The sequence below is a fragment of the Pseudomonas sp. GL_090 genome (genome assembly GCF_057837765.1).
This window is the reverse complement of record NZ_CM174452.1, coordinates 3858480-3880786: the sequence shown is the minus strand read 5'-3', so window position 1 is coordinate 3880786 and position 22307 is coordinate 3858480. Positions and strand designations below refer to the sequence as shown.

General features: G+C 60.6%; 15 protein-coding genes. 1 reads left to right on the top strand and 14 read right to left on the bottom strand.

Going from position 1 to position 22307, the window contains the following annotated elements; translation table 11 throughout:
• Positions 1 to 103 precede the first annotated feature (103 nt).
• The 13 genes from tssM to AC3ITA_RS17245 form a co-directional block, all read right to left on the bottom strand.
• On the bottom strand, positions 104 to 2578 hold the full coding sequence (gene tssM / locus AC3ITA_RS17305; protein ID WP_489278026.1) for a type VI secretion system membrane subunit TssM: 2475 nt from the start codon (positions 2576 to 2578) through the stop codon (positions 104 to 106).
• Positions 2575 to 3501, bottom strand: a complete 927-nt coding sequence (tagF, locus tag AC3ITA_RS17300; RefSeq protein WP_095942916.1) for a type VI secretion system-associated protein TagF — start codon at positions 3499 to 3501, stop codon at positions 2575 to 2577. Before tagF ends, tssM begins: the two co-directional genes overlap by 4 nt.
• 31 nt (positions 3502 to 3532) lie before the next feature.
• The gene (locus AC3ITA_RS17295; RefSeq protein ID WP_095942917.1) at positions 3533 to 7420 is read right to left on the bottom strand and encodes a type VI secretion protein IcmF/TssM N-terminal domain-containing protein; all 3888 of its coding nucleotides are present in this window, start codon (positions 7418 to 7420) and stop codon (positions 3533 to 3535) included.
• Positions 7421 to 7450: 30 nt separating this feature from the next.
• On the bottom strand, positions 7451 to 8164 hold the full coding sequence (icmH, locus tag AC3ITA_RS17290) for a type IVB secretion system protein IcmH/DotU (protein ID WP_095942918.1): 714 nt from the start codon (positions 8162 to 8164) through the stop codon (positions 7451 to 7453).
• Entirely contained in the window at positions 8161 to 9504 is a 1344-nt protein-coding gene (tssK, locus tag AC3ITA_RS17285) for a type VI secretion system baseplate subunit TssK (RefSeq protein WP_095942919.1), read from the bottom strand. The genes icmH and tssK overlap by 4 nt, the downstream gene beginning before the upstream one ends.
• Positions 9501 to 10256, bottom strand: a complete 756-nt coding sequence (gene tssJ, locus AC3ITA_RS17280; protein WP_095942920.1) for a type VI secretion system lipoprotein TssJ — start codon at positions 10254 to 10256, stop codon at positions 9501 to 9503. The genes tssK and tssJ overlap by 4 nt, the downstream gene beginning before the upstream one ends.
• A 23-nt stretch (positions 10257 to 10279) precedes the next feature.
• Positions 10280 to 12877, bottom strand: coding sequence for a type VI secretion system ATPase TssH (tssH, locus tag AC3ITA_RS17275; RefSeq protein ID WP_489278022.1), 2598 nt, complete (start codon positions 12875 to 12877; stop codon positions 10280 to 10282).
• Positions 12874 to 13944, bottom strand: a complete 1071-nt coding sequence (gene tssG, locus AC3ITA_RS17270) for a type VI secretion system baseplate subunit TssG (protein WP_489278020.1) — start codon at positions 13942 to 13944, stop codon at positions 12874 to 12876. The genes tssH and tssG overlap by 4 nt, the downstream gene beginning before the upstream one ends.
• Entirely contained in the window at positions 13908 to 15740 is a 1833-nt protein-coding gene (gene tssF, locus AC3ITA_RS17265) for a type VI secretion system baseplate subunit TssF (RefSeq protein WP_414928121.1), read from the bottom strand. Before tssF ends, tssG begins: the two co-directional genes overlap by 37 nt.
• Entirely contained in the window at positions 15740 to 16222 is a 483-nt protein-coding gene (gene tssE, locus AC3ITA_RS17260; protein WP_414928120.1) for a type VI secretion system baseplate subunit TssE, read from the bottom strand. The genes tssF and tssE overlap by 1 nt, the downstream gene beginning before the upstream one ends.
• Positions 16223 to 16247: 25 nt before the next feature.
• Positions 16248 to 17750 carry a type VI secretion system contractile sheath large subunit gene (tssC, locus tag AC3ITA_RS17255; RefSeq protein WP_056723981.1) on the bottom strand — a complete coding sequence of 501 codons (1503 nt, stop codon included), beginning with the start codon at positions 17748 to 17750 and terminating at the stop codon, positions 16248 to 16250.
• A 10-nt stretch (positions 17751 to 17760) separates the two neighbouring features.
• Positions 17761 to 18294: a type VI secretion system contractile sheath small subunit gene (gene tssB / locus AC3ITA_RS17250; protein ID WP_150674124.1), complete on the bottom strand. Its 534-nt coding sequence runs from the start codon at positions 18292 to 18294 to the stop codon at positions 17761 to 17763.
• A 68-nt stretch (positions 18295 to 18362) separates the two neighbouring features.
• Positions 18363 to 19115, bottom strand: coding sequence for a hypothetical protein (locus AC3ITA_RS17245; protein WP_489278017.1), 753 nt, complete (start codon positions 19113 to 19115; stop codon positions 18363 to 18365).
• 693 nt (positions 19116 to 19808) lie between these two features.
• Here AC3ITA_RS17245 and AC3ITA_RS17240 point away from each other — a divergent pair.
• Positions 19809 to 21974, top strand: coding sequence for a M48 family metallopeptidase (locus AC3ITA_RS17240; RefSeq protein ID WP_489278015.1), 2166 nt, complete (start codon positions 19809 to 19811; stop codon positions 21972 to 21974).
• Positions 21975 to 22009: 35 nt separating this feature from the next.
• Here AC3ITA_RS17240 and AC3ITA_RS17235 read toward each other — a convergent pair whose 3' ends face one another.
• Positions 22010 to 22288 carry a DUF6966 domain-containing protein gene (locus AC3ITA_RS17235; protein WP_150674127.1) on the bottom strand — a complete coding sequence of 93 codons (279 nt, stop codon included), beginning with the start codon at positions 22286 to 22288 and terminating at the stop codon, positions 22010 to 22012.
• Positions 22289 to 22307: the final 19 nt, after the last annotated feature.

Sequence of the window (22307 nt, the reverse complement as noted above, 5' to 3'; positions counted from 1 at the left end):
CGTTTTAACCTCTTTGAATCGATCAACAGAGGTGTCTTATGCCGGCCCGGGCCTCTCGTCGAGATGACCCGGGTACCGGTATTTCTTCACAAGGCGCGCATGCTCAGTTGAGTGCCCGCACTTCGATTTCTACCCGCCGGTTAGGCTCCAGGCAGCGGATCAGCTGCGCTCTTGGCTGTTGCATATCGCACTTGACCAAGGGCTTGTTGCTGCCTTCGCCGACGGCTTCGACCAGCTCGCCGGGCACGCCTTTGCCCACCAGGTAGGTCTTGATGGTTTGTGCCCGCTGTTTGGAAACCTGCAAGTTGCCTTGGGGATCGCCGAGTTGATCGGCATGCCCGGCGATGATGATTTTTCCGATGTTGGGGGTGCTGAGCAGCTTGCCGGCGATCGCGCTGAGCTGGCTTTGGCCTTCGGTCTTCAGGCTCTGGAAATCCGCACGGGCGAAAGCGAACAGGGTGTCCGACTCCAGCGTGATGGTTTCGATCGAGCGCAACGACTGGGTCAGCAGGCTGTTGATGTAGTTGCGCGAGCTGGAGATCAGGAACGCGTTATCGAGGATCCGCGGCACGTCCGGCTGGTGGATCTGGTCGCTGTAGAAATTGATCTGGCGGCTGGCGAATTCATAGTCAGAGGCGGCGATACTGGCATTGCCGACCTGACGGGCAATTGCCGGGTACCAGTAATCCGGGATTTTCGCTTTCAGGAACCCAGGGTCGGCCTTTTCCCGTTGTGCACGGGACAGCATGACGTAGGTGTCCAGCGTCGCCTTGCCGAAACCGGCGATGGACTGCGCCCGGTTGTCATTGGGTAGCGCCTTCGGTTCAACGCTGTCGACCCCGGTCACGGGCATCAACTCTTTGGCGTTGCGCTGATAGACCTTGAGGGTGGTCAGCAAGTACAGCGAGCGGGTCAGGTTGTCGGCCGTGGGCTTGAGCATCACGCTTTCCAGCCGGTCGAAATAGCGGCTGCGCACCAGTGGTTCTACCTTGTGGCCTTGATAGAGCCCCAGGCGCATGCGCAGCGGCACACCTTCGTCGTGGTGTTGCGCGTAGTAGTGCGCGGTCCAGAAACGCAGGCGATCCAGGGTTTGCCAATCGGTGTACTGAGCGGGTATTGAACGGTCGTCGACGCCAGCCTGGGTCAGTTCTGCCGAGAGGCTTTGCAGGGTGTTTTTGTTGTTGACGTACGACCAGCCCAACAGGCTGCACAGCAGTACCGCGACCAGTCCGGCGCCGCCGATCCAGGTCGCCCGGCGCCGACGCTCGCGGTGGTTGGTGGTGTACAGCGCCACCAGATGCTGGTCGGGAATGATGACTTTGCGGAACAGACTGTTGATGAACAAGGGGCGCGGTTGCGCGTGACCGTTGGCGATCTCCCGATCACCTTCCAGGGAAAAGCGCTCTGTCACCTGCCGTGCGTGTCCGCCCATTTCCGGCTGGTCTGCATCCAGCGCGCTGGTGAAATAGAAACCGCGCAGCAGCTCTGCACTTTGATAAGGGTTGGCGCGCAACAGGGCATCGACGAACAGTTGCAGCCGTGGCTTGAGGGCCGCCAGTTCCAGCGGGAACCGATACACCGCCGAATCCTGGCGGGTGATCTGGATGTCCTGAGTGACCAATTGCTGGCTGGCCACCTGGTGCCAGTAGCTGACCAGTTCGTCCATCGCGACGCCGAAGCGCTGGCCCCAGTCGGCCTGTTCGTAACCTTTGTGGGAGAAGGTCTTGCCCATCACTTCGCCGCGCGCGGTTTCATCGAGTTGGCGATAGAAGGGCGCGAAACCCGGCACCAGGTCGCACTTGGTGAACACCAGGTACACCGGCAACCGCACTTCCAGCAAGGCATGGGTTTCCTGAATGCGTTCGCGCAGACGCTTGGCGATGCGCTCCTGATCTTCGAGCGAGGCTTGCAGGATGTCGTGGATGCTGACGGTGACGATCAGGCCATTGAGCGGCCGACGCTGGCGATGCTGGCGCAGCAGCTGGAGGAACGCGCGCCATTTGCCGGCCTCTTCCTGGTTGTTCATGTAGCGGCCGGCGGTGTCCAGCAGCACGGCTTCGGAGCTGAAGAACCAGTCGCAGTTGCGCGTACCACCCAGACCGGCGACTCGCACGCCCTCACGCTCGGCATAGGGGAAGTTGAGTCCCGACTGGTAGAGCATGGTGCTTTTGCCCGCTGCTGGCTGACCGACCACCAGGTACCAGGGCAGGGCATACAGCGCATCCTTGGGGTTGCTGCCCCGTGGCTTGTTGCTGTGCAAGCGCTCGATGCTCTGCAAGAGACGCTCGCGCAACAGGCTGACTTCCTCGCGATCCGCCGGGCTCGCGTTCAATACCGCCTGATCGGCATCCTCGCGCAGCAGGCCTTCGAGGTCGTGATGCCGGGACACGCCTCGATTAAGCAGCAGCACATAACCGGCGGACAACACCAGGAACACACCGATGCCGGTCAGCAGACTGTTGAGCGAACTGAAGCCGAACGCACGCCCGATGCCCCACACCACGAAGATCGCGAGGAAAAAACACACCCCCAGGATGTAGGGTTGATAGCGCAAGAAGTAATACTTGATCTTGTTCATACAGGCTTCGAATCCAGGGCATCGACAAAACGGTCGATAACGTCACCCAGAGGGCGGTCGATTTCGGGAAAGGCGTGTGTGCGGTGGTGCTCGTCAAAGGCATCGAAAGACGCCAGCACGTCATAGCTCTGCGAACGGTCAGCGATGCCGGTCAGCAGGCGATAGGCATCACTGGTATTGCGTGAGGCAAAACAGATCAGCCGGGGCCGCATGAAGTCGTCCGCCAGCAGGCTGATCTGTGGCACGGCGCGCTCCGGGGTCATTTGCGTCAGCCAGGTGACCCACAGATCGGCAGTCGGATTTTTCAAACCCCTTTCCGCCGGCAAGGGCAGGGCGATGCCTATGGACGTTGCGTGATCCAGATGCCTTTTAAGGGCCTGAAGCCGGGTCAATACGGCGTTGGTGACGAACTCGGGGTAGGTGCCCTGGAGCGCACAAGCGATGTCCCGCAGATTGAAATTCACCAGGAACTTGTCATGCACGCGCCGGAACAACTCGAAGTCCTGGCCTTGCAACGGGCGCAGGGCCTTGATGCGGTCGAACAGCACCGAAGTGCTTTCGCCCTGGACGGCCATGTGCAGCAAGGGCCTGATCTGCCCGCTGAACAATTCGCCCAGGGTGAACGGATTGACCAGAGGCTCGGCTTCGCTGGCCTTGAGGGTCTGGAAAATGAAAAACGGATAGCGCCGCCCACTCGAATCCTTCGAGCTGATCAGCCCGCCCAGCAGCCAGTTGCCGCTGCGCGCCCGGTAACTGAAAAAGCACAGCGGCAATCCGTCGAACAGCTTGCGCCAGTCTTCGCTATGCTGCAGGGCGGCCAGCGCCCCTTGCAGCCAGCTATCGAACTCGCAGACGTCGTCGCCCGCACCTTGCAGGCTGACGAAGTCCGGGCTCGCGGGCACCTTGCCGAAGCAGCCGATCATTGGCCAAAACCCTGCTTCAAGGTTCGGCGGCTCACAGCGCTTGACCTTCTTTGGCGTTGAGCGCGCTCAAGGCCTTGACGTTGGCCAGGTCCGTCAGCTTGACGCCACCGTAGTTGCGCACGGCGAGGCTGACCGGTCCACTGCTGGTGTTCCAGCTGAAGCGTTGCTGGATGCCGTCCAGATCGCTGACCCGTGCGCTGTCGTTCATGCGCAGCAGGCCCCAGCGGCCCGGGTAGTCGAACACCGTGATGCGCTCGCCGCTCAGGGTGACCACATCCAGGCGAGCGCCCGGCGTGGTGGTCGTGCCCGGCCACGAGAAACGGCTCCAGCTGGTCTTGCCGTTGCGGTAGTGCTGCACCTGGCCGTCGAGGGTGAAGATGATGTCGGTGAGGTTGGCGGAAGGTTCGAGCATGATCTCGAAGCCGTTGTCGCGGTCCGACAGGCTGGCGATCACCTGGCCCAACGAGCTGGCCTTGTCGATGCTGTTGACCATGTTCGGGTTGACCAGCGGCGTAGCCTTGCTGTTGCTGCTCATCCCCAGGCCTTCGCCACCGGACAGGTTGCCGATTTCGTTGCGCTTGAAGTTCGGCAGCAGCCCGGATTCCGGGTCGACGAAACGCTGCAGATCCTTGACCGAGGCTTCATTGCGGCTGCCGGGTGCAATCGGGTAACGGTGCGCCATGACCTGCTCCCAGGGCTTGGCAATCTGCTGTGCCCAGGCCTTGGCAATCTGTTGGCCGGCCGGGTCTCGCAGGGTTTCCCAGGCAAACTGGATCGGCAGGCTGAACAGGCCCTGCAACGAATCGGACAGACCGCCCTGGCTGGTGTCGACGGTGGTCTCGACATAGTTGCGCACGCTGGTCACTTCACTTGGCAGCCCTTCAAGGGTTTCACTGATCAGCTGCTTGCTGCTCTTGCCAACATCCTGTGAGCGCTGGATGTTGTTCATCCGCACCTTGAGCTTGCGCAGGGCCGCGAGGTAGCGGTCCATGATCGTGCTGTCGGCACCTTCGGCGTTCTGCACCGCGAACACCCGCGACACAGATTCGAAGCGCTTCGCCAGGCTGCCGTCGTCGACCGCCGGCAAAGGCGAAATCAGCGCGCCTGGCGAGGTGTTCTTGCCGTCGATGATCCCGGTGACGCTGCTCCAGAATCCGTCATCGGGCTTGATGCCCGCTTGCAGGGTTTCGCGAGGGGCGGGGACGTCCCATTGGGTGTTGTCATTGACCGCCGCCAGGAGGGTTTTCACCGGCGAGTTCTGCACGTCGCTGAGCAGCGACAGTTGCTGGGTCGCATTGGCCATGTCGGTGAAATGACGAACGCCAACGCTGTCGATGAAGGTGTACCAGGCCTGGGTGTAGTCACGCTTGTAGCGCGTCATGAACTCACGGATGAAGTTGGCTTTCTGCACGATGCTGTCGCCGCCTTCGCCGTCGAGCACCCAGTCCGATTCGTTTTGCAGGTTGCCCGACACCAGCTTGATCAGCTCGGGCTTGACGAACTGTTCCCAGCCCTGACGGGTGAAAATCGCCGGGACCGCTTCGGAGCCGTACAGCAACTGACGGCCCGGCATTGGCACCAGGTCGCTCAAGCCGACGGCCGGGAACTGTCGGCTGGATTCCAGTTGCAGACGCAGGTATTCACGGTCCACCAGCGAGCTGGAAATCATGAAGGACTTCAGGCTATTGCGGGTCTCGTTGATGAGTTGCTCGTTGCGCGACAAGGTCGGTGCCTGACCATTCTTGAGCAATTGCACGTAGACCGGCGCGTTGTCCTCAATCACCGCTGTACTGACAGGGTTGTCGGCACTGGCGGTATTGGCCCAGGCAGCCGGCAACGCAGCCGCCACGAACTCCGGATCCGGGTGAGTGGTGGGTTGAGTCAGCATCAGGTAGAGCTTGAGCGCGTTATAGGATTCGATGATCGACGCCACTTGGCGCTCATCCAGTCGGCCCAACATTTCTTCGGACAACGACAGCCCGCCGGTGGTCGCCGACAGTTCAGCGGCATCGCTCGCCGTGGCAGGGTTGCGCAACGCTGTCAGGGCTTCGCCACGAGCCTTGTTGGCGGCGCCCTTGGCCGCACCGCTCAGCCGATTGGCCACATCGCCGGTGCTGCGCGGCACGTTATTCAAGCCGGTAGGCAGCTTCTGCCCCAGTGCCCGCGCCTTGGCAGAATTGGCCTTGGAAGGCACAGGCGCAAAGCTGTTCTGCGCATCCATGGTCTTGGCGAACTCATTGAATGCGCGCATCTGCAATTGCAGTTGCAAGGTGACAGGTTCCAGCGCCTGGGTGCGCAGTTGCTGCAAATAGGCGGCCTGCGCGGCGCGGTAGAGGTCGTCGCCACGATAGAGGCCAGCGCCGAGTTGCAGCGGCACACCTTTGGCCCGATGCTTCTCGATGGCCGAGAGTTGTTCGCGCAGCAGTTCCAGGCCCTGGCCCGAGGCGAGCAGCCCGGCACGGTCCGCAGACTGTTGCAGCTCAGTCAGTTGCTCGCGCAATGTGGCCAGCCACTGACGGTTGTTCTGGAACGACAGGGCTTGCCAGCCAATGAACGCAACCCCGGCCAGTACCGCCAGGCCCAGCAGGGCAGGGCTGGCGGAGGTGTTCTTGCCCAGGCGCGACTGATAGAGGGTCAGGTCGCGGTCCGGGAAGATCACCCGACGGAACGTATCGGTGATGAAGTAGCTGCGCTCGCTGATTTTCTTGCCGCTGCTTGGCTCGGGCTGCTCTTGTTCCGATTGCTCTTGGTCCGCTTGCAAGGCGAACGACTCGGCCAGGTCGTCTTCATACACCTGGCTCAGTTGCTGGTCGGTCTGCAGGGCGCTGGTGAAATACAGCCCGCGCAGTAACAGCGGCGCGCCGCTGCGACCGGTCTCGGCGAAGTGCTGGAGGAACTTCTCCAGCACGCCTGAAAGCTCGGCGAAATAGTTCGGGAAATTCAGCAGTGCGCTGTTGGCGTCGGCACCCAGCGCAATCATCTGCGCGTCGACGTGACGACGGATGTGGCTGTGCAAATTGGCCAGCTTGGCATCCAGCACCGGGCGCAGGCCCTGGTTGCGGATTTCGGACAAGCCGAAGGTCATGCCCAGCGGTTGCTGGCGCTCGTTCAGGTCCAGGCCTTCAAACGCCTGGCTGAAGCCTGGCAGTTGATCGGTCTTGCTCAGCATCAGGTAGATCGGTGGATTGGCGTCCAGGCAATCGTTGTATTCCTCGATGCGCGACACCAGTTGCGCGGCGAGCTCGTTGCGCTCGGCCGCGCTGTTCGCCAGCAGTTCAGGCAGGCTCACCACCAATACCAGACCGTTGACCGCAGCCTTGCTGCGCTGCTTTTTCAGCATGCGCAGGAAGGCGGCGAATTCGCTGGCCGACGGGTCGTCCCGCAGGTAACGGCCGGCCGTATCGATCATCACGGCCTCGGGGCTGAAATACCAATCGCAATGCTGGGTGCCGCTTTGTGTGTCGTTGGCGCTGCTGGCAATGCTTGCGGACAGGCCGGAGCGGGTCAGCAACGAGGTCTTGCCCGCTGCCGACATGCCGATCACCAGGTACCACGGCAAATCATAAAGCGCCGACGAGCCACCGCCGCCGGCCGAACGGTCGGCGCGCAGCATGGCGATGGCGTGCTTGAGGCGTTCATGTAATACCTGGCGGTCACGGAATTCGCCGCTCGACTTCAACGAACGATCCACTTCACGCTGCACCAGATTCTCAAGGTGTTGTTCAGTCCGGATACGCTTGTACTGACGCATTACGATGATCAGCAAGTAAAAGGCGCACAGGATCGCCATCGCCTCCAGCGTATAACCGCGCAACCAGCTCACGTGCGGCGCAGCGAACCAGCAAACCGCCAGGCTCGCCAGCCACAGGACGGTGACGAGGAACCAAAAACTTTTCAACGAGCGCAATAATGTCTTCATGTCTTCCTGACTCGATTACCTGACCTGTTTTCAGGCACTGAACAGCTGGCTGATTTGTTCGGACAATGCGGCCAGGTCTTTGCCCAGCAGCCAGTCCAGCGTCAGGTAGACACCCGCGCAGACCAGCGCAATCAGCGCCAGGTAGAGCCAGAGGGGCACTTCATGACGCAGCATCTGCGAGACCTGGTCGGGCAACGCCCAGTCCGGCGAGAGGGTCTTGGGCGTCTTGCGAAAACGCGCGATGTCCTGGCCCAGGGTATTGGCCAGGTAGCGCAGCTGGTCCTTTTGCCCGAGGCTGAACTTGCCTTCGAAACCCAGGGCCAGGCACAGGTGGTAAACCTCGAGCACATCGAGGTTCTGTTTGACGTCGCCACGCAGTGCGTCGATCTTTTCGAAGAAACCTTCGCCGGCCAGGTGCACGCCGAAGTAGCGAAACTGCAGCGGCTGCAATTCAAAGTGGCGACGCAACTCGTTGTCCCCGGAGCGCAACACGCTTTCATCGAGGAACGCACACAGGGCGTACTGGGTGTCTTTCACCTGTTCAACGCTGTAGTCGGCGCTGCGGGCATTGCGTTCCAGCGCCTTGAAGAAGGTGTCGACGCTCGCCTCGAAGGCGCTGACCGACGTCACCTGGCGACCTTTGCGCACGATCAGCGCCATGCTGATGAAGTCCTGCACCAGGTCTTTGAGGGTCGGTTTTTCACGGGCGGCCGCAACGGCGCCTTGCAGTACGGCTTCGGTCATTTGAGTACCGCCATCAGTTCAAGCTTGAGGTTGGTGAACGCGCTGGGCGCATAGAAAGAGATGGCCTGGGCACTCATCATTCGCTCGTACACCCGGCCATGGGGTTCGATGGAGAAGTAGTGATTGTCCAGTCGCACCGGAATCGCATTGGGCAGGCGCGTCGAATGATTGAGGGTGACCCCCGGCATGGCGCTGTTGACCACCACTTCGATGTCTTCCGGCGAGCCGACCTTGAACGCCCGTGGCACCAGTTCCAGCAGGCTCGCGCCCGGCATGTCGGCGTGCACGGAGATGTAGAAGTCCGCCTCCGCCAGCCGTGGGTCGTGCAATTGCCCTTGCCAGTAGGAGGGTTTGGTCTGGGTCAGGTTGATCACCACACACTGGTTCGGCACCACGTTGTCGAGCAGCACGCGAATCATTTCGTCGAGCTTGACCAGCGAGGCCGCCGGGTCGTGGTGGTCGTACTCGGGGATGTCGTTGAGCTGGGTGTCCAGCGAGAACGTCAGCAAGCCGCCGGCGAGTTCGGCCAGGAATAGATACAAGCGCTCCGGGTGCAGGCGCGGGTGCGCAAGCAGGTGCGCCAGGGCCGGGTGGGCACGGTTCACCGTGTTCAGCAGCCAGAACAGGGTCACGTCGCTGGAGCCGAATTCGGCAATCTGGTCCGCGCGCTCGCGACGACGGCCCGACAGCGCCTTGCTCTTGGATTGCAGGGCGCCGAGCAAACGCTTGCCCAGCCCGATCAGTGTGTCGTGGGTGCCCAGGTGCAGCGTCGGGTGCACGAAATGCCCGTCGAGGTTGAAGCCGCCGATGTTGTTGCGCGACAGCCGGGCAATCGGGCACCAGGTGTAGCCATCGAGGGTGTCGCCGTCGATCAGCATCACCACGTTCAGGCGCAGGCTGGTGATTTCGTTTTCCAGGTCGCCTTCGTTGAGGTCCGGCAAGGTATCGAATTGCTTGCGAAAGCGTCGCCCGGTCTTCTGCTCCTGGCCGTCTTCGACGTAGTTCAGGCCGAAGGGCTCAGGCAGTTTCAGCGCGGCGTAGACCTTAAGGTCGTTACCTTTGAGCAAGTCCTTCAAATCCCGGGCGGCCGGCAGCGGATCGTGCTGCGGCGCGTCGAACAGGCTGCCGTCGGGAAACACCAGCTTCAGTCGCTTGAGCTGCAGGGAACCGCTGGCGAGGGCTTCCTCGTCCACTTCCAGCAACTGCACGCCCCAGTGAAAGGGCGTGTTGCGCAGGGTCGCCTGCGCCAGCTGATGCTGGTGGAACTCATCCTGATATTGGAAATGTTGCGGTAAAAGGAACATGCCTTCGGACCACATCACCCGGCTTTGCTTACTCATTGAGCGCTTTCCAATAATGAATTCAATTTCGAGTCCACGGCTTTTTGCGCAGAACCGACGGCTTTGTCCTGGGCCTTTTGCACCACGGCGTCCTGAACTCGTTCGGTCAGTGTCGGTTCGGCAGACGGGTCGGGCTGGGCGGTGGCTTTGGCCAGTCGTTCCTGGGTCTTGGGTTTGTCCAGGACGTCGACACCACTGACGGCGGACACGGTGTTGTTGTCCACCAGCACCCGCAGGCCGTCGGAGGAGAACCAGATGCCGTCCTTGCGCAGGGAGTTGGCGTCGAACGCGACCTTCCAGCGGCTGTTCTCGTCGGTGCGGAAAAAAGCCGCGACGCCGACATAGCCCGCCGCCTTGTTCAGCGGCCACTTGTCGACTTGCCCCATACCCGGCAACAAGGTGATTTCGCGGTTTTCCAGCAAGGTATTGCCGAGGGCCTTTTGTGGGTCGTCCCACAGCGAGTCGGCGTCCACCGAGGCAAAACGCTCCAGCGATGTCAGCTGGTACACGCGCAGCACCACCGAAAGTGGCTGGCCGGACGCATCGGGATTGAGCTGGTTGCCGCCGTCGGACGTCAGGATGATTTTCTCGTTGTCCTGGAACAGCATGTCGCCGGCCCAGGTGTTGTCGACCCGCTTGCCGACCCGGTCGGTGACGCCACAGGCGCTCAGTACCGCCATCATCGCCACCGCCGTCAGGCATTTAGCCAACGCTGTCTTTTCGGGACGCTTCCCTGAATATCTCTTGTCCATGACCACTACCTGTAAATGCCCGATCAGTTCAGGCGATAGGCGAAATCGCCGTCGCTGCCCAACTCGATGTTCAGACTCTGAATCGGTTTGTCCTGCGCCATGCGCTCCAGGACCCGCTGGGCCAGTTCCGGCATCAGGGTCTTGGACAGAATGTTGTCGATGTTGCGCGCGCCGCTGTCGACTTCCGTGCAGCGCGAGGCAATGGCCTTGACCAGCGCCTCGTCATAGCTCAGGACGGCCTGATGATTGCGCTCGAAGCGCTGGCGAATGCGCGCAAGCTTGAGCGCGACGATGCGCTCGAGAATCGCGTCCTTGACCGGGTAGTAGGGGACGATGGTCAGGCGACCGAGGAAGGCCGGCTTGAACACCTGGTTCAACTCGTCACGCAGCCCTTCGACGATGTCGTCCGGCGTCGGTTGCGGCTGGGCATTGAGGCACCACTGCATGATGCGGTCGGTCCCGGTGTTGGACGTGAGGATGATCACGGTATTGCGAAAGTTGATCTCGCGACCTTCGCCGTCATCCAGCACGCCTTTGTCGAACACCTGGAAAAACAGTTCGAGCACGTCCGGGTGGGCCTTTTCCACTTCATCGAGCAGCACCACGCTGTACGGCTTGCGTCGCACGGCTTCGGTCAGCACGCCGCCCTCGCCATAGCCGACATAACCCGGAGGCGAACCCTTGAGGCTGGAGACGGTGTGGGCTTCCTGGTACTCGGACATGTTGATGGTGATGACGTTACGCTCGCCGCCGTACAGGGTGTCGGCCAGCGCCAGTGCGGTTTCGGTTTTGCCGACGCCGCTTGGGCCGAGCAACAGGAACACGCCGATCGGCTTGTTCGGGTCTTCCATGCGTGCGCGGGAAATCTTGATGCGCTTGCCGATTTCGAGCAGTGCGTGGTCCTGGTCGAGCACCCGTTCGCCCAGCAATGCCGGCAGGCGCTGCACGGTTTCGATTTCGTCGCGCAGCATCTTGCCCAACGGAATGCCGGTCCAGCCGGAGATCACTTCACCGATGGTGCCGCCATCCACCAGGGCATGCACCAGCGGTTGTTCACCCTGGACGCTGGCCAGTTCGGCGCGTACCGCGGCAATCTCCTGGGTATCCGGTGCCTGATTCTCCGGGTGGCTGAGGGCGCCGAGTTGATCCACCAGTTGCAGCTCGCGTTGCCACTGTTGTTCGAGGGCATCGCGGGTCTGCTGTTCGCTCAGCAGTTCGGTGTTGAGGGCGGTCAGGCGGCGGGCATGGTCGCTGCCTTTGGCGGCTTCCTGTTGCAGTACCGATATTTCCGCCTGCAGGTTGTCGATCTGGCGCTTGCAGTCTTCCAGCGGCCCCGGTTGCGCCGATTGCCCCAGGGCGACCCGGGCACAGGCGGTGTCCAGCACACTGACGGCCTTGTCCGGCAGTTGGCGCCCGGTGATGTAGCGATTGGACAGGCGCACGGCCTGCAGCAGCGCTTCGTCCATCACCGTGACCTTGTGATGTTCCTGCATCTTGGCCAGCAGGCCGCGCAACATGTGGATCGCCTTGTCCTCGTCCGGCTCTTCGACCTTCACCACCTGGAAACGGCGGGCGAGGGCGGCATCTTTCTCGAAGTACTTCTTGTACTCGGCCCAGGTGGTCGCCGCGATGGTGCGCAGTTCGCCGCGAGCCAGGGCTGGCTTGAGCAGATTGGCGGCATCGTTCTGCCCGGCCTGACCGCCAGAGCCGATCAGGGTGTGCGCTTCGTCGATGAACAGAATGATCGGGTGCAGGCTGCGCTTGGTTTCCTCGATGACCGATTTGAGACGGTTTTCGAATTCGCCTTTCACCCCGGCTCCGGCTTGCAACAAGCCCAGGTCCAGGGTGTGGATGGCGACGCCCTTGAGTACCGACGGCACGTCACCCTGGATGATGCGCAGGGCCAGGCCTTCGACCACTGCGGTTTTGCCGACGCCGGCCTCACCGGTGAGGATCGGGTTGTTCTGGCGGCGGCGGGTGAGGATGTCGACCATCTGCCGCACCTCGAATTCGCGACCCAGCACCGGATCGATCCGGCCTTCGCGAGCGCTTTGCGTGAGGTTGATGGTGTATTGATCGAGGGCCGGGGTTTTGCCGTTGCCTTTTACCGGGTTGGCGACGTCGACAGTGCCCAGCGGTTTGCTCAGGGCGGACTCGGCGCTGCTTTCCACCAACGCGTTCAGATTCACGCGCAAATCGTCGGCGTTGATTTTCTCCAGTTCGGCGGCGCCAGCGATCACCACCCGGCGCAGCTCATCGTCATCGAGCAAGGCTTGCAACAGATGGCCGGTGCGGATCTGCGCCTGGCCGAACTCGATTGAGGCCAGGACCCACGCCTGTTCGATCATGCGGGTCAGGTGCGGCGACAGCGCCGGGGTGCGCGTATTGCCTTTCTTGAACGTCCCCAGTGCCGTCACCAACTGCGCCTGCAAGCGCTCAGGCACCACGTCGTAATGACGCAGGATGGCCGGCAGGTCGTTGTCGTGGCTGTCGAGCAACTGCAACAACAGGTGCTCGATTTCGACATCGTAGTGGTGTTCCGACAGGCACAGCGCCGCGGCGCTTTCGGTGGCGGTACGGCTGGTGTCGTTCAGCTTGGCGAACAGGGACTTCAGGTTCACAGGGAGACCCCATCAAAAGGAATGTGAAAGAGCGCGCAACGGGAAGGCTCCACGTCGACGCCTGGTCGTTTGAGCCAGCCGAGCCGGCCCAGGGAAACGTTGCCCTGGCGACCCAGGCGGGCGACGGGTACGGACTGCGGTTTGAGCTTTGGCGCCAACTGGAAGTCGAGTTCCGCACCGACGTAGAAACGCACCAGTTCCACCAGTTTTTGGTAGTCCTCGGTGCCTGGCTGGAAGCGTTGATAGTCGGCCAGTTCCAGTGGTGCCGTTTCGATGCGTACGCACGACTGGTAATCCCAGACCCGATTGCCGGCGACGGCGCTTTGCCCCAGCACCGCGTTCTTGCGCCCTAGCTGCGTGCATTGGCTGGCGTCGAGTTTCAGCCAGCGACCGGCAAACGGCTTGACCTTGAACGGCAGGGAAAAATAGAAGCTGAGCATCACTACCAGGTTCAAGGCGTTGCGCGGTTTCTGGGCGAACAGGCCGGAGAAATAGCTGAACAATTCGCGGCGCAGGGGCGAGCCTTGCCTGTCGAATTTCTGCTTCTGCGCCTCGGGGCCGAAACCCACCAGGTTGAGCAGGTAGCGGTCGAAGTCCGAGGTGCCGTTGCGTTCGTACTCGATGTAGAACTTGTACTTTTGCCAGGCCTCGTAGAACAGCGTGGTCATGCGGTGCGAAAAGATGTCGAGGAACGCGTGGGCCGCGTCATCCCGGTACTGGATGTGCCGCTCGATCAACAACTCGGTGTACGGGCGCGGCAACACGCCTGACGGCCCGACCAGCCCCATGAAGGTGACTTGCATCTCGGACAGCGGCAGGCCGGCCACGGACACCTTGCCTTCACGCTCGAACTGCAAGTCGCTGACTTCACTGGCCGGGAAGTTGAGCGACAGCTGCGAGCGAAAACGCAGAGGGTCTTCGTGCGGTCGGGTTTCCAGGTCCATGCGCCCGGTTCTGCTGTAATGCAGGCGAAGCAAGCGCACCAACTGGAAAAACTCGAATCGGTGCGGCTCAGCCCGTGCCTGGTCGATCAGACCAGGGGTTGATCGCCGGTTCGCGGTGGCCATTGGACGACTCTCTTTTCGCGCTGCAAGGTGCGAAGGGTTAATTGGGTAAAGCTGTTCATGGAGCAGTACTGACCGAAGAAGTGGTCGAGCACCATGCCGAACAAAAACACACCGCTACCGGTGTACTGGCTTTCATCGAAATTGAGGGTGATGCCGACGCCGCGAACGAAGTTCGGCCGCGGGTGGCCGATGCGTGCGACTACGGGTTCACTGCTGACCGAGACGATGCCGTTGATCTGTTTGCGGATCGCCGACACGTTGCGGTAGTTGTAGAGCGACAACAGCTCCAGCAGCACCTCGCGACCACGGGCCACCAGCGACATGTGGTTGAGCGACAGGTGCGAAATCAGTCGCCAGATCACGCCGTTGCCCAGCGGCACCCGGGCGGTGGCGGTGGGCTTGCGCAGGCAACGGATGTCCTGGATCACCGAGTTGCCCAGGATATGGAAATCGCCGCGTTCGCCACCGAACGGCAGCATCAGGGGCAGGTCGCGGTTGCTGCAGGTCAGGCGGATGCTCAACGTATCGTTGTTGGCCTCCATCAACCCCAGCTCACGATCCACCACCCGGATAAATACGTTCGAGCCGTCGCGCTGGCCGCTGTGCACCGCGCGGCGCCGGGCAATCCAGAAGCTTTGCCCCGGGCCCTGATCGCCACGGGGTTCGAAAAACGGATGACAGGTGCCGACCTGATCGATACCGCCGACCTTGCGCACCCGTCGTACGCGATCGATGGACACCACTTCGGCCGAGCCTTGCAGGCGCACATCCGGCGTCACCGCGTACTCGTGCTGGGCGTGGGTCAGCTTGATCGGCTCGGCCTGCTGGCGGAACAGGTTGATGATCGGCGTGCAATTGAGCTTGAAGTTATTGCGCCCGATATTTTGCGTCAGGCGCGCCAGGCGGTCGTTCAAGTCGTAGTCGGAGAAGTAGAAATTGACTTCGATTTTCTCGAGGTTCTTGCCAGCCAGAATCCGTGCAAAACCCGACAGGTCGAAGAACATGAATTTGTCGGGGAAGGTGAAGTACTCGTGCAGCAGGCGGTAGCCGAGGAACGAGCGCTCGGAGTAGTCCACCAGGCCTTCGTCCAGGCCGTAACCGACGGCTTTCAACGCGTTGGCCGGCAAGACGACCTCGCGGGTGCGCCCCTGATCTTCGAAGGTCAGCGTGGCCTTGGCCAGGTTGTTGAACAGCAGCTCGTACAGCTGCAGCATCAACGTGCTTTCGCCGTCGAGGAAGAACCGCAGGCTGTCCAGCTCCAGCTTGCCGAACATCACGTCGGAGGTCGCCACCAGGCCGATGCGCAAGCGCGCGACCAGGTCGGCGCTATGCCCATTGAACGCCGAGCGTTCCATCTCGATGAACGACGCTTGTTGCACCGCCACCTGCCATAGCTCGACCGGGTAGCAGGTGCGGAATTTACACACCACGCCATCGATCGGGTTGGCATTGAGTTCGGTATGCCGGGGCACGCGGAAGGCTTCGGTGACTTTTTCCTGCTTGCCCAGGTTGAACTCGACGATCGACATCGACGGGGTAGGGCGCAGGTAATGCGGGTACAGCACTTCGAGAAACGACTCGACGATTTCCGGTAGCTCGTCGTCGAGTTTTTTATGCACCCGCGCCGACAGGAACGAGAAGGCCTCGATCAAGCGCTCGGTATGCGGGTCTTCGCAGTTATCGCCCTCGATGAGCAACCGCGAAGCGATCTTCGGATACTGGCTCGCGAACTCCTGGCCCAAAAAGCGCAGGTGCGACAGTTCCTTTTCGTAATAGGGCAGCAGATCGTCGAGCATCAGTTGAGGTTCTGTACTTTGTATTCCTGGGTGTTGACCTGCAGCACCGCGTCGAAGGACACCTGACGGGTGACGTCTTGCAGACGCAGGACCGCGTCCACGCGAAAGGTCAGCATGCGTTGGCCGGTCTGTTGGGCGAGCAGTTGCACTTTGACGCTATGAAAGCGCCGGTCGCCGACCGTGATCGCTTTCTCCAGCTGTCGCTGGATCAGCAGGCGATCCTTCGGATCAAGCACGCTGCGACTGGTGAAGTCCGGCATGCCGTAATCGAGGATGCTGCCGCTCAGGTTGACGAACCCTTCCAGCTCGTTGGCGACCAGGGACTGGCGGGTGTTGACCAGGATTTCCAGGTCGCGAACGATGCTGGCCTTGTAATCGGCCAGCGAACACAAGCGCTGCGATGACGCTTCGATGGACTGATGTGGACGATCGTCCAGCAATCGGTCCAGCAGTGATGGCAACAGCTTGTGTTGACTGGTCATGGTGCCTCCCTGGCAATGTGCTCGATCAGCCGCGGGTCGATTGCGGCAATTCAGCGACCAGGCGCAACGAAGCGGTCAGCTCGTCCAGTTGGTAGTGCGGGCGCAGGTAGGTCACGGCCTTGTACACCCCCGGCTTGCCCGGCACCTCGAACACTTCGGCGCGGGCTTCGCGCAACGGGAACTTGGCCTTGGCTTCCTGGCTCGCGGTGTCGTCCAGCAACACGTAGCTCGACAGCCACTTGTTGAGGAACAACTCGACGTCCTTGCGCGAAGCGAAGCTGCCGATCTTGTCGCGCATGATCGCCTTCATGTAGTGCGCGATGCGCGAGGTGGCGAAGATGTACTGCAACTGTGCGGAAAGCCGGGCGTTGGCGTTGGCGATGTCGGTGTTGTACTGCTTCTGCTTCTGCGCCGACTGGGTGCCGAAGAACGCGGCGTAGTCGGTGCCTTTGCAGTGCACCAGCGGAATGAAGCCGAGGTCAGACAGCTCTTTTTCACGGCGGTCGGTGATGGCGATTTCAGTCGGGCACTTGAGGGCGATTTCACCGTCATCGGTCTTGAACGTGTGGGTCGGCAGACCTTCCACCAGACCACCTCCCTCGACACCACGGATCGCCACGCACCAGCCGTAGCGGGAAAACGCATCGGTAACCCGGGTGCCCAACGCGTAGGCGGCGTTCATCCACAGGTACTTGTTGTGGTCACGGCCATCGACGCTTTCGACGAAGTTAAATTCCTCGACCGGCGTGGTATCCGGGCCGTAAGGCAGGCGACCGAGTACGTGGGGCAGGGTCAGGCCGACATAACGCGAGTCTTCGGAGGCGCGGAACGACTTCCACTTGGCGTATTCGACGGTGTCGAAAATCTTCGCCAGATCCCGCGGGCCGGACATGTCGGTAAACGAATCCCAGCCGAACAGCTCAGGCGAGGCCGCCGAAATGAACGGCGCATGGGCGGCCGCGGCAACGTGGGAAATCTCTTCGAGCAGGTACATGTCTTCCGGGCTGCGGTTGAACTCGTAGTCACCCAACAACATGCCGAACGGTGCACCGCCGAAGGTGCCGTATTCTTCTTCGTAGATCTTCTTGAACAGCGCGCTCTGGTCGAATTCGGAAGCGGCCTTGAGGTCGCGCACCAGGTCTTTCTTCGACGCATTGAGCAGGTGGATCTTCAGCGTGGTGCTGGTCTCGGTCTGGTCGACCTGATACTTCAGGCCGCGCCATGACGCTTCCAGCTGCTGGAACTCACTGGCGTGCATGATCTCGTTCATCTGCTCGGAGAGCATCGCGTCGATCTCGGCGATGCGCGCATCGAGCACGGCGATCAGGTCCTTGCTCGGCGTCATTTCGCCTTCCAGGATCTGGTTGACCAATTCACCGATCAGGTCGCGGGTGCGGGTGCGCTCGGTTTCTGAGCGGGCCACGCGGCTTTGCGAAATGATGCTGTCGAGCAACGAGGATTGCGCGGTGAAGCTGTCCACTTCGACCAGGGTGCTGTCCTGTTGAGTCACGGTTTGCTTGTCGTTCATCATCAGGCTCCTACGCTTTGCCGTCGGTGGCCGGAACGGCGGCTTCGCGGCCGAATTCCTTGCCCAGGGTTTTCAACTTCTCGGTGTTCTGCAACACGTCCATCAGCAGCTCTTCGAGCTTGTCGTTGCCGCCCATCTTGTTGCGCAGGTCCGCCAGCTTGTTGCGCACTTCCAGCAGCTTGCGCAGCGGCTCGACCTGCTTGACCACGTTCTGCGGTTCGAAGTCTTCGAGGGCGTTGAAGTTGAGCTCGACCCCCAGCTGCGTGCCGTTCTTGGCCAGGGTGTTGTCGACGCGGTAGGTCAGGCGCGGCTTGATGCCCTTGAGCACGCCGTTGAAGTTGTCGCGGTCGATGAAAATGAACTTGCGGTCCTTGAGCTTCGGCAGCGGCTCCAGCGGGTTGCCGGCGAAATCGCCCAGCACACCGACGACAAAGGGCAGCTCTTTCTTTTCCTGAGCGTCACCAATATCCACGTCGTAGGTGATGTGGACCCGAGGCGCGCGAACGCGGTCGAGTTTGTGCTGGGTACTTTCCTTCTTCGCCATCGTGATCTCCTGTGCGAACAGTTCGCTGCAAGTCGTTTGCGTGTCGGTTCAATGGGTGGCCGAGCGCGTTACATTCCTTCGATCGTCAGCAGCAGGCGCTGACGGATTTCATCGTTCATTTCCATGATGTTCTCAAGGCCCACCAACTCTTCGAAGCTGGTGTTGCCGGCGATCTGGGTGCTGCTGCGGATCACCGCCTCGTCGGGCAACTGCGAGCGAACCGGCGAGCCGATGACGCAGAAGGGCAGGTCGCCGAACTCCTTCAAACGTTCGAAACTGACGGGAAAGCGCAGGCCTTCGAGCAGGCGGCTGATGCCGGGCGATTTGCTCAGGCAGTAGAACAGCACCAGGTAATGCACCACGAAGCGGTACAGCTCAGCGCTGCTGCGATTGGGGTCTTTGATGACGGTGCGAAAGCGGGCCAGGTCGAACGAACTGAAGCCCACCACCCAGCGCACGGGGCTGGTGATGCGAATGGATTGGCCGCTTTGCGACAGCACCTTGTCGTACTCCAGCGCAAACAGTTGCGGGGTGGTGCTGAGCAGGTTGAGGGGGACTTCGAGTTCGTTGACCAGCTGGAACGGCGCGCCAGAACCGATGCGGTCGTAGAGCTCCTTGAGTTCCTTGAAATGGTGCTGGGTCTCACGCCCGCTGCTGCGTTGCGCGCCCTGCAGGTACTCACCGAAAAACGCCTGAGGACGAATCAGCAAAGCCAGGGTCGCCAGATAATCCGAGGCCTGCGCCTTGAGCACATCGGAAATGGCCCGGGTCTGGCTTCGCAGCTTGATCAGTGCTTCAACATCAAAAAACGTTTGGGTCATCGGTACTTCGTCCTTGAACACTTCACGAGGGATTCCCGGATTAACCTGGGCGTGAAGAGCTACTAATTTCTCGATTGAACATCTGTTCACGAGTTGTGCTTGCTGATGTTTGACATCAAAAAAACTTGCGGCCAGAAATGATTTAGTCTGGCTTGATGGCATAAAGATATTGAGTTGCCATCAGCGTTGTGTAGGGCAGCAACGAAATCGAGAAGTTCAAATCGGGAGCGGATTTTTTCGCGTTTTTGATACATATCGCAATACTGTCTACATGCCACTATTTGTAGGAAATAACCTGAAAACAGCCGTGAAACCCAGCTGTATCAAGGGTTTGAGAAGTGTGTTGGATCCAATTTTTTGTACAATTCAAATTGTAAATAGGTGAACCGGTTCACTCAATACGAGGAGGGGCATCGCTGAAAAAACAAGTTTTGTAGGAAGTTTTTAGGTTGTTTGTAGGAAGTATCGATGAGGCAGGGAGGCGCTGTTCGGAAGGAATGGGTGAGTGAACGAGTGTTTGGGGGGGGGAGAGGTTACATGTCGCTGGCATTTCTGTATAACGCGCCAGGTACAACTTCGCCCGGTAACTTCATGGCCGGTTGTGCAATCGCGAAAGGACTTCCACGCCTTTTTTAAACGGACTTTCTGCTCGCCATGGCTATATGGGCGATGCAACGATTGAGGCCATGTCTCATGAAACATCTGAAACTCTTTGCCGTACTTGTGCTGTTGCCGCTTTGCCTTGGATTGATTGGCATCTGGGAGTTGCAACGCAGCAGTGACGCCGGCCGGCAGTTCGCCAAGGCCCGGGCTGACCTGAACAATATTCGTCCGCAGCTCGAAGCGCTTTCCAGGAAACGAGGCTCCAGCGCTCTCGTAGTCGATGTCGACGGTGAACGGGTGGACGTTGCGTTGGGCTTGTCTCGCCTGGAAGAAGCCGAGGATGCGTTTGACACTCTGATCCCGGTAAATACGGTGAGAATCTCTCTGGCCAAAGGTGTCGTCGTCCTTGGCCTTACGGCCTCGCTGATCGGCGTGTCGGGCTTACTCTGGCTCGGTTGGGCCGGATTGCGCGCGAGCCGGTCTCGTGAACAACTGCTGTACAACTTTACGGAAGTCAGTCGTATCCTGCCTTACTTGCTGGTGGGCCATGTCGTCTTCATGGGCGCGGCGGCCGCGGCCATCCTGGCTTTCGAAAGCCTGGTGTTTTGGCGTGCGGGACAAATGTTTGCCGGTGAAATCAAGTTGATTGCCATTGCAATGATGGTGATATTCGGCTTCCTGTACTCGATCTGGCAGATGGGCAAGCAGTTACCCGTCATGCTGCACATGTTCGAGTCGACGCCGATGCCCGTCCTCGGTCAGGAGATCTCGGCAGAACAGGCTCCGCAGCTATGGGCGTTTGTTCGCGGCCTGGCCGATCGACTCGGTGCACTACCTCCCGAGCACATCGTTCTGGGCATGACCGAAGGTTTTTACGTCACCTCAAGCAACGTCGATCTGCTCCCCTCGCAGACCACACTCAAGGGCCGAACCCTGCACGTGCCGATGGTGTATCTGGGACTGCTCGATACACAAGAAACCAGCGCGGTGATCGGGCACGAACTGGCGCACTTCGCCGGCGCCGATACCGAGTACAGCTTGCGCTTCGTGCCGATCTACGATGGCATTGGCAACAGCCTTGGGGTGATTGCCGAGACCATGCTCCATAGCGATGTGCTGCAACGAACGATACTGTGGCCGGCCTTCATGCTCGGAGAGTATTTTCTCGAGCGGTTCGACCATGCGGTGAACCATTGGAGCCGCGTTCGGGAACTGGCGGCGGACGCGGCGGGCGCAGAGTTGGTGGGGAATGTCGCCGCGGCCTCGGCGTTGGTGCGCATCTCTGCCATCGACCCGTTGTTGCAGCAGAGTGCATTTACCCATGTGGCCCGCGCGACCAACTCGAGCACAGGGCACGTCCTGCCCCGTGACTTGCCAACCAGTGTGGTGCAGGAATTGGCCGCGCAGTCACTGACCCTGCCCGAGGAGGAAATGGCAACCAGCCTGCCTCATCCGTCGGACACTCATCCATCCAATGGCGAGCGAGTTACTTCTTTGCAAGTCGCGCTTAAAGAGGCGGTGAACCGTGGGACTCGCCCGATCATCGCGGCACAAGCCTGCGCCGCGATGGATCGCTATTTCGCCGATCCCCAGGCATTGCGTGCCCGCATGACCGAGGATTTTCTCGATCATTACGTGGAGCAGGACGCCACGGTCGTGGAAGAATTGCGTGCCCAGGCCGACAGTGTCGCGGACGAAGTCCGTCTGCATGAAGGTGCACGATTGCGCGGGTGGATTACCCTGGTTTGCTTCACACTCCTGTTGCTGTCGGGCTTGGGCCTACTGATTTTGCCGTTGCTGTCGCCGCTGGCTTTGACGGAGAGCAAATCGATGATGCAGGGTGCTGGCGGCGGGCTGGTCGTCTTGATGGCGTGCCTGCTGCCGTTCTCGCTGCGCATGCTCAAGCGGGCGAACAAGACTGCGTTGCTACTGACTCCCGAGCACTTCGTTTTCGCTAATCTCAAGGCGCCATTGCCGATCCGGCACATCGCCGATTTTGCTCTGCAAATGGGCCAGGGGCTGCACTTGAATCTGCTGCTGGAAGACGATGCGCCGATGCCTGAGTTGGCCTCGCGCTCGTTCTTTTCGCCTGATGCGAAGCTCGACAAGAAAAAGCGCTGGGTCCAGTTACAGTTGATTCAGTTCTGCCAGGACGACAAAAAGCTCAAGAATGAGCAATTGGCGGAACTGATCGGCACCTACCTCAATGCAGGCACTGCGCGGCACTTGCTGCAGCAACGATTCGAGCAGGCCTGAAGGCTTTCAGCATCGGCAAGCGTGGGGCGCCGGGTTCAATGGCTCCCTGCGCAAAGCCGATAAAGGTCTGAAAGCAGCCCTTGCAGTTCGTTGTTTTCGTCCAGCAAGGGTTTTGCGTTTTCATACAGAACAACGTCGTTGATCGAGCCCATGCCACCGTACAGCGGCATCAATCGAGACAGCGCGTACGTCGTATCCCGGGGCAGCGCAAGGCTGCACTCCTCAAGTCTGTCCGCCCATTGCGGGTGGTCGAATGTCCTCAGCAGTTCAGCTGTTCGGGCGATGTTCGAGGAGATCTTGTGGAGGTCTTTCATGGTGACAGCCCTGAGCCGT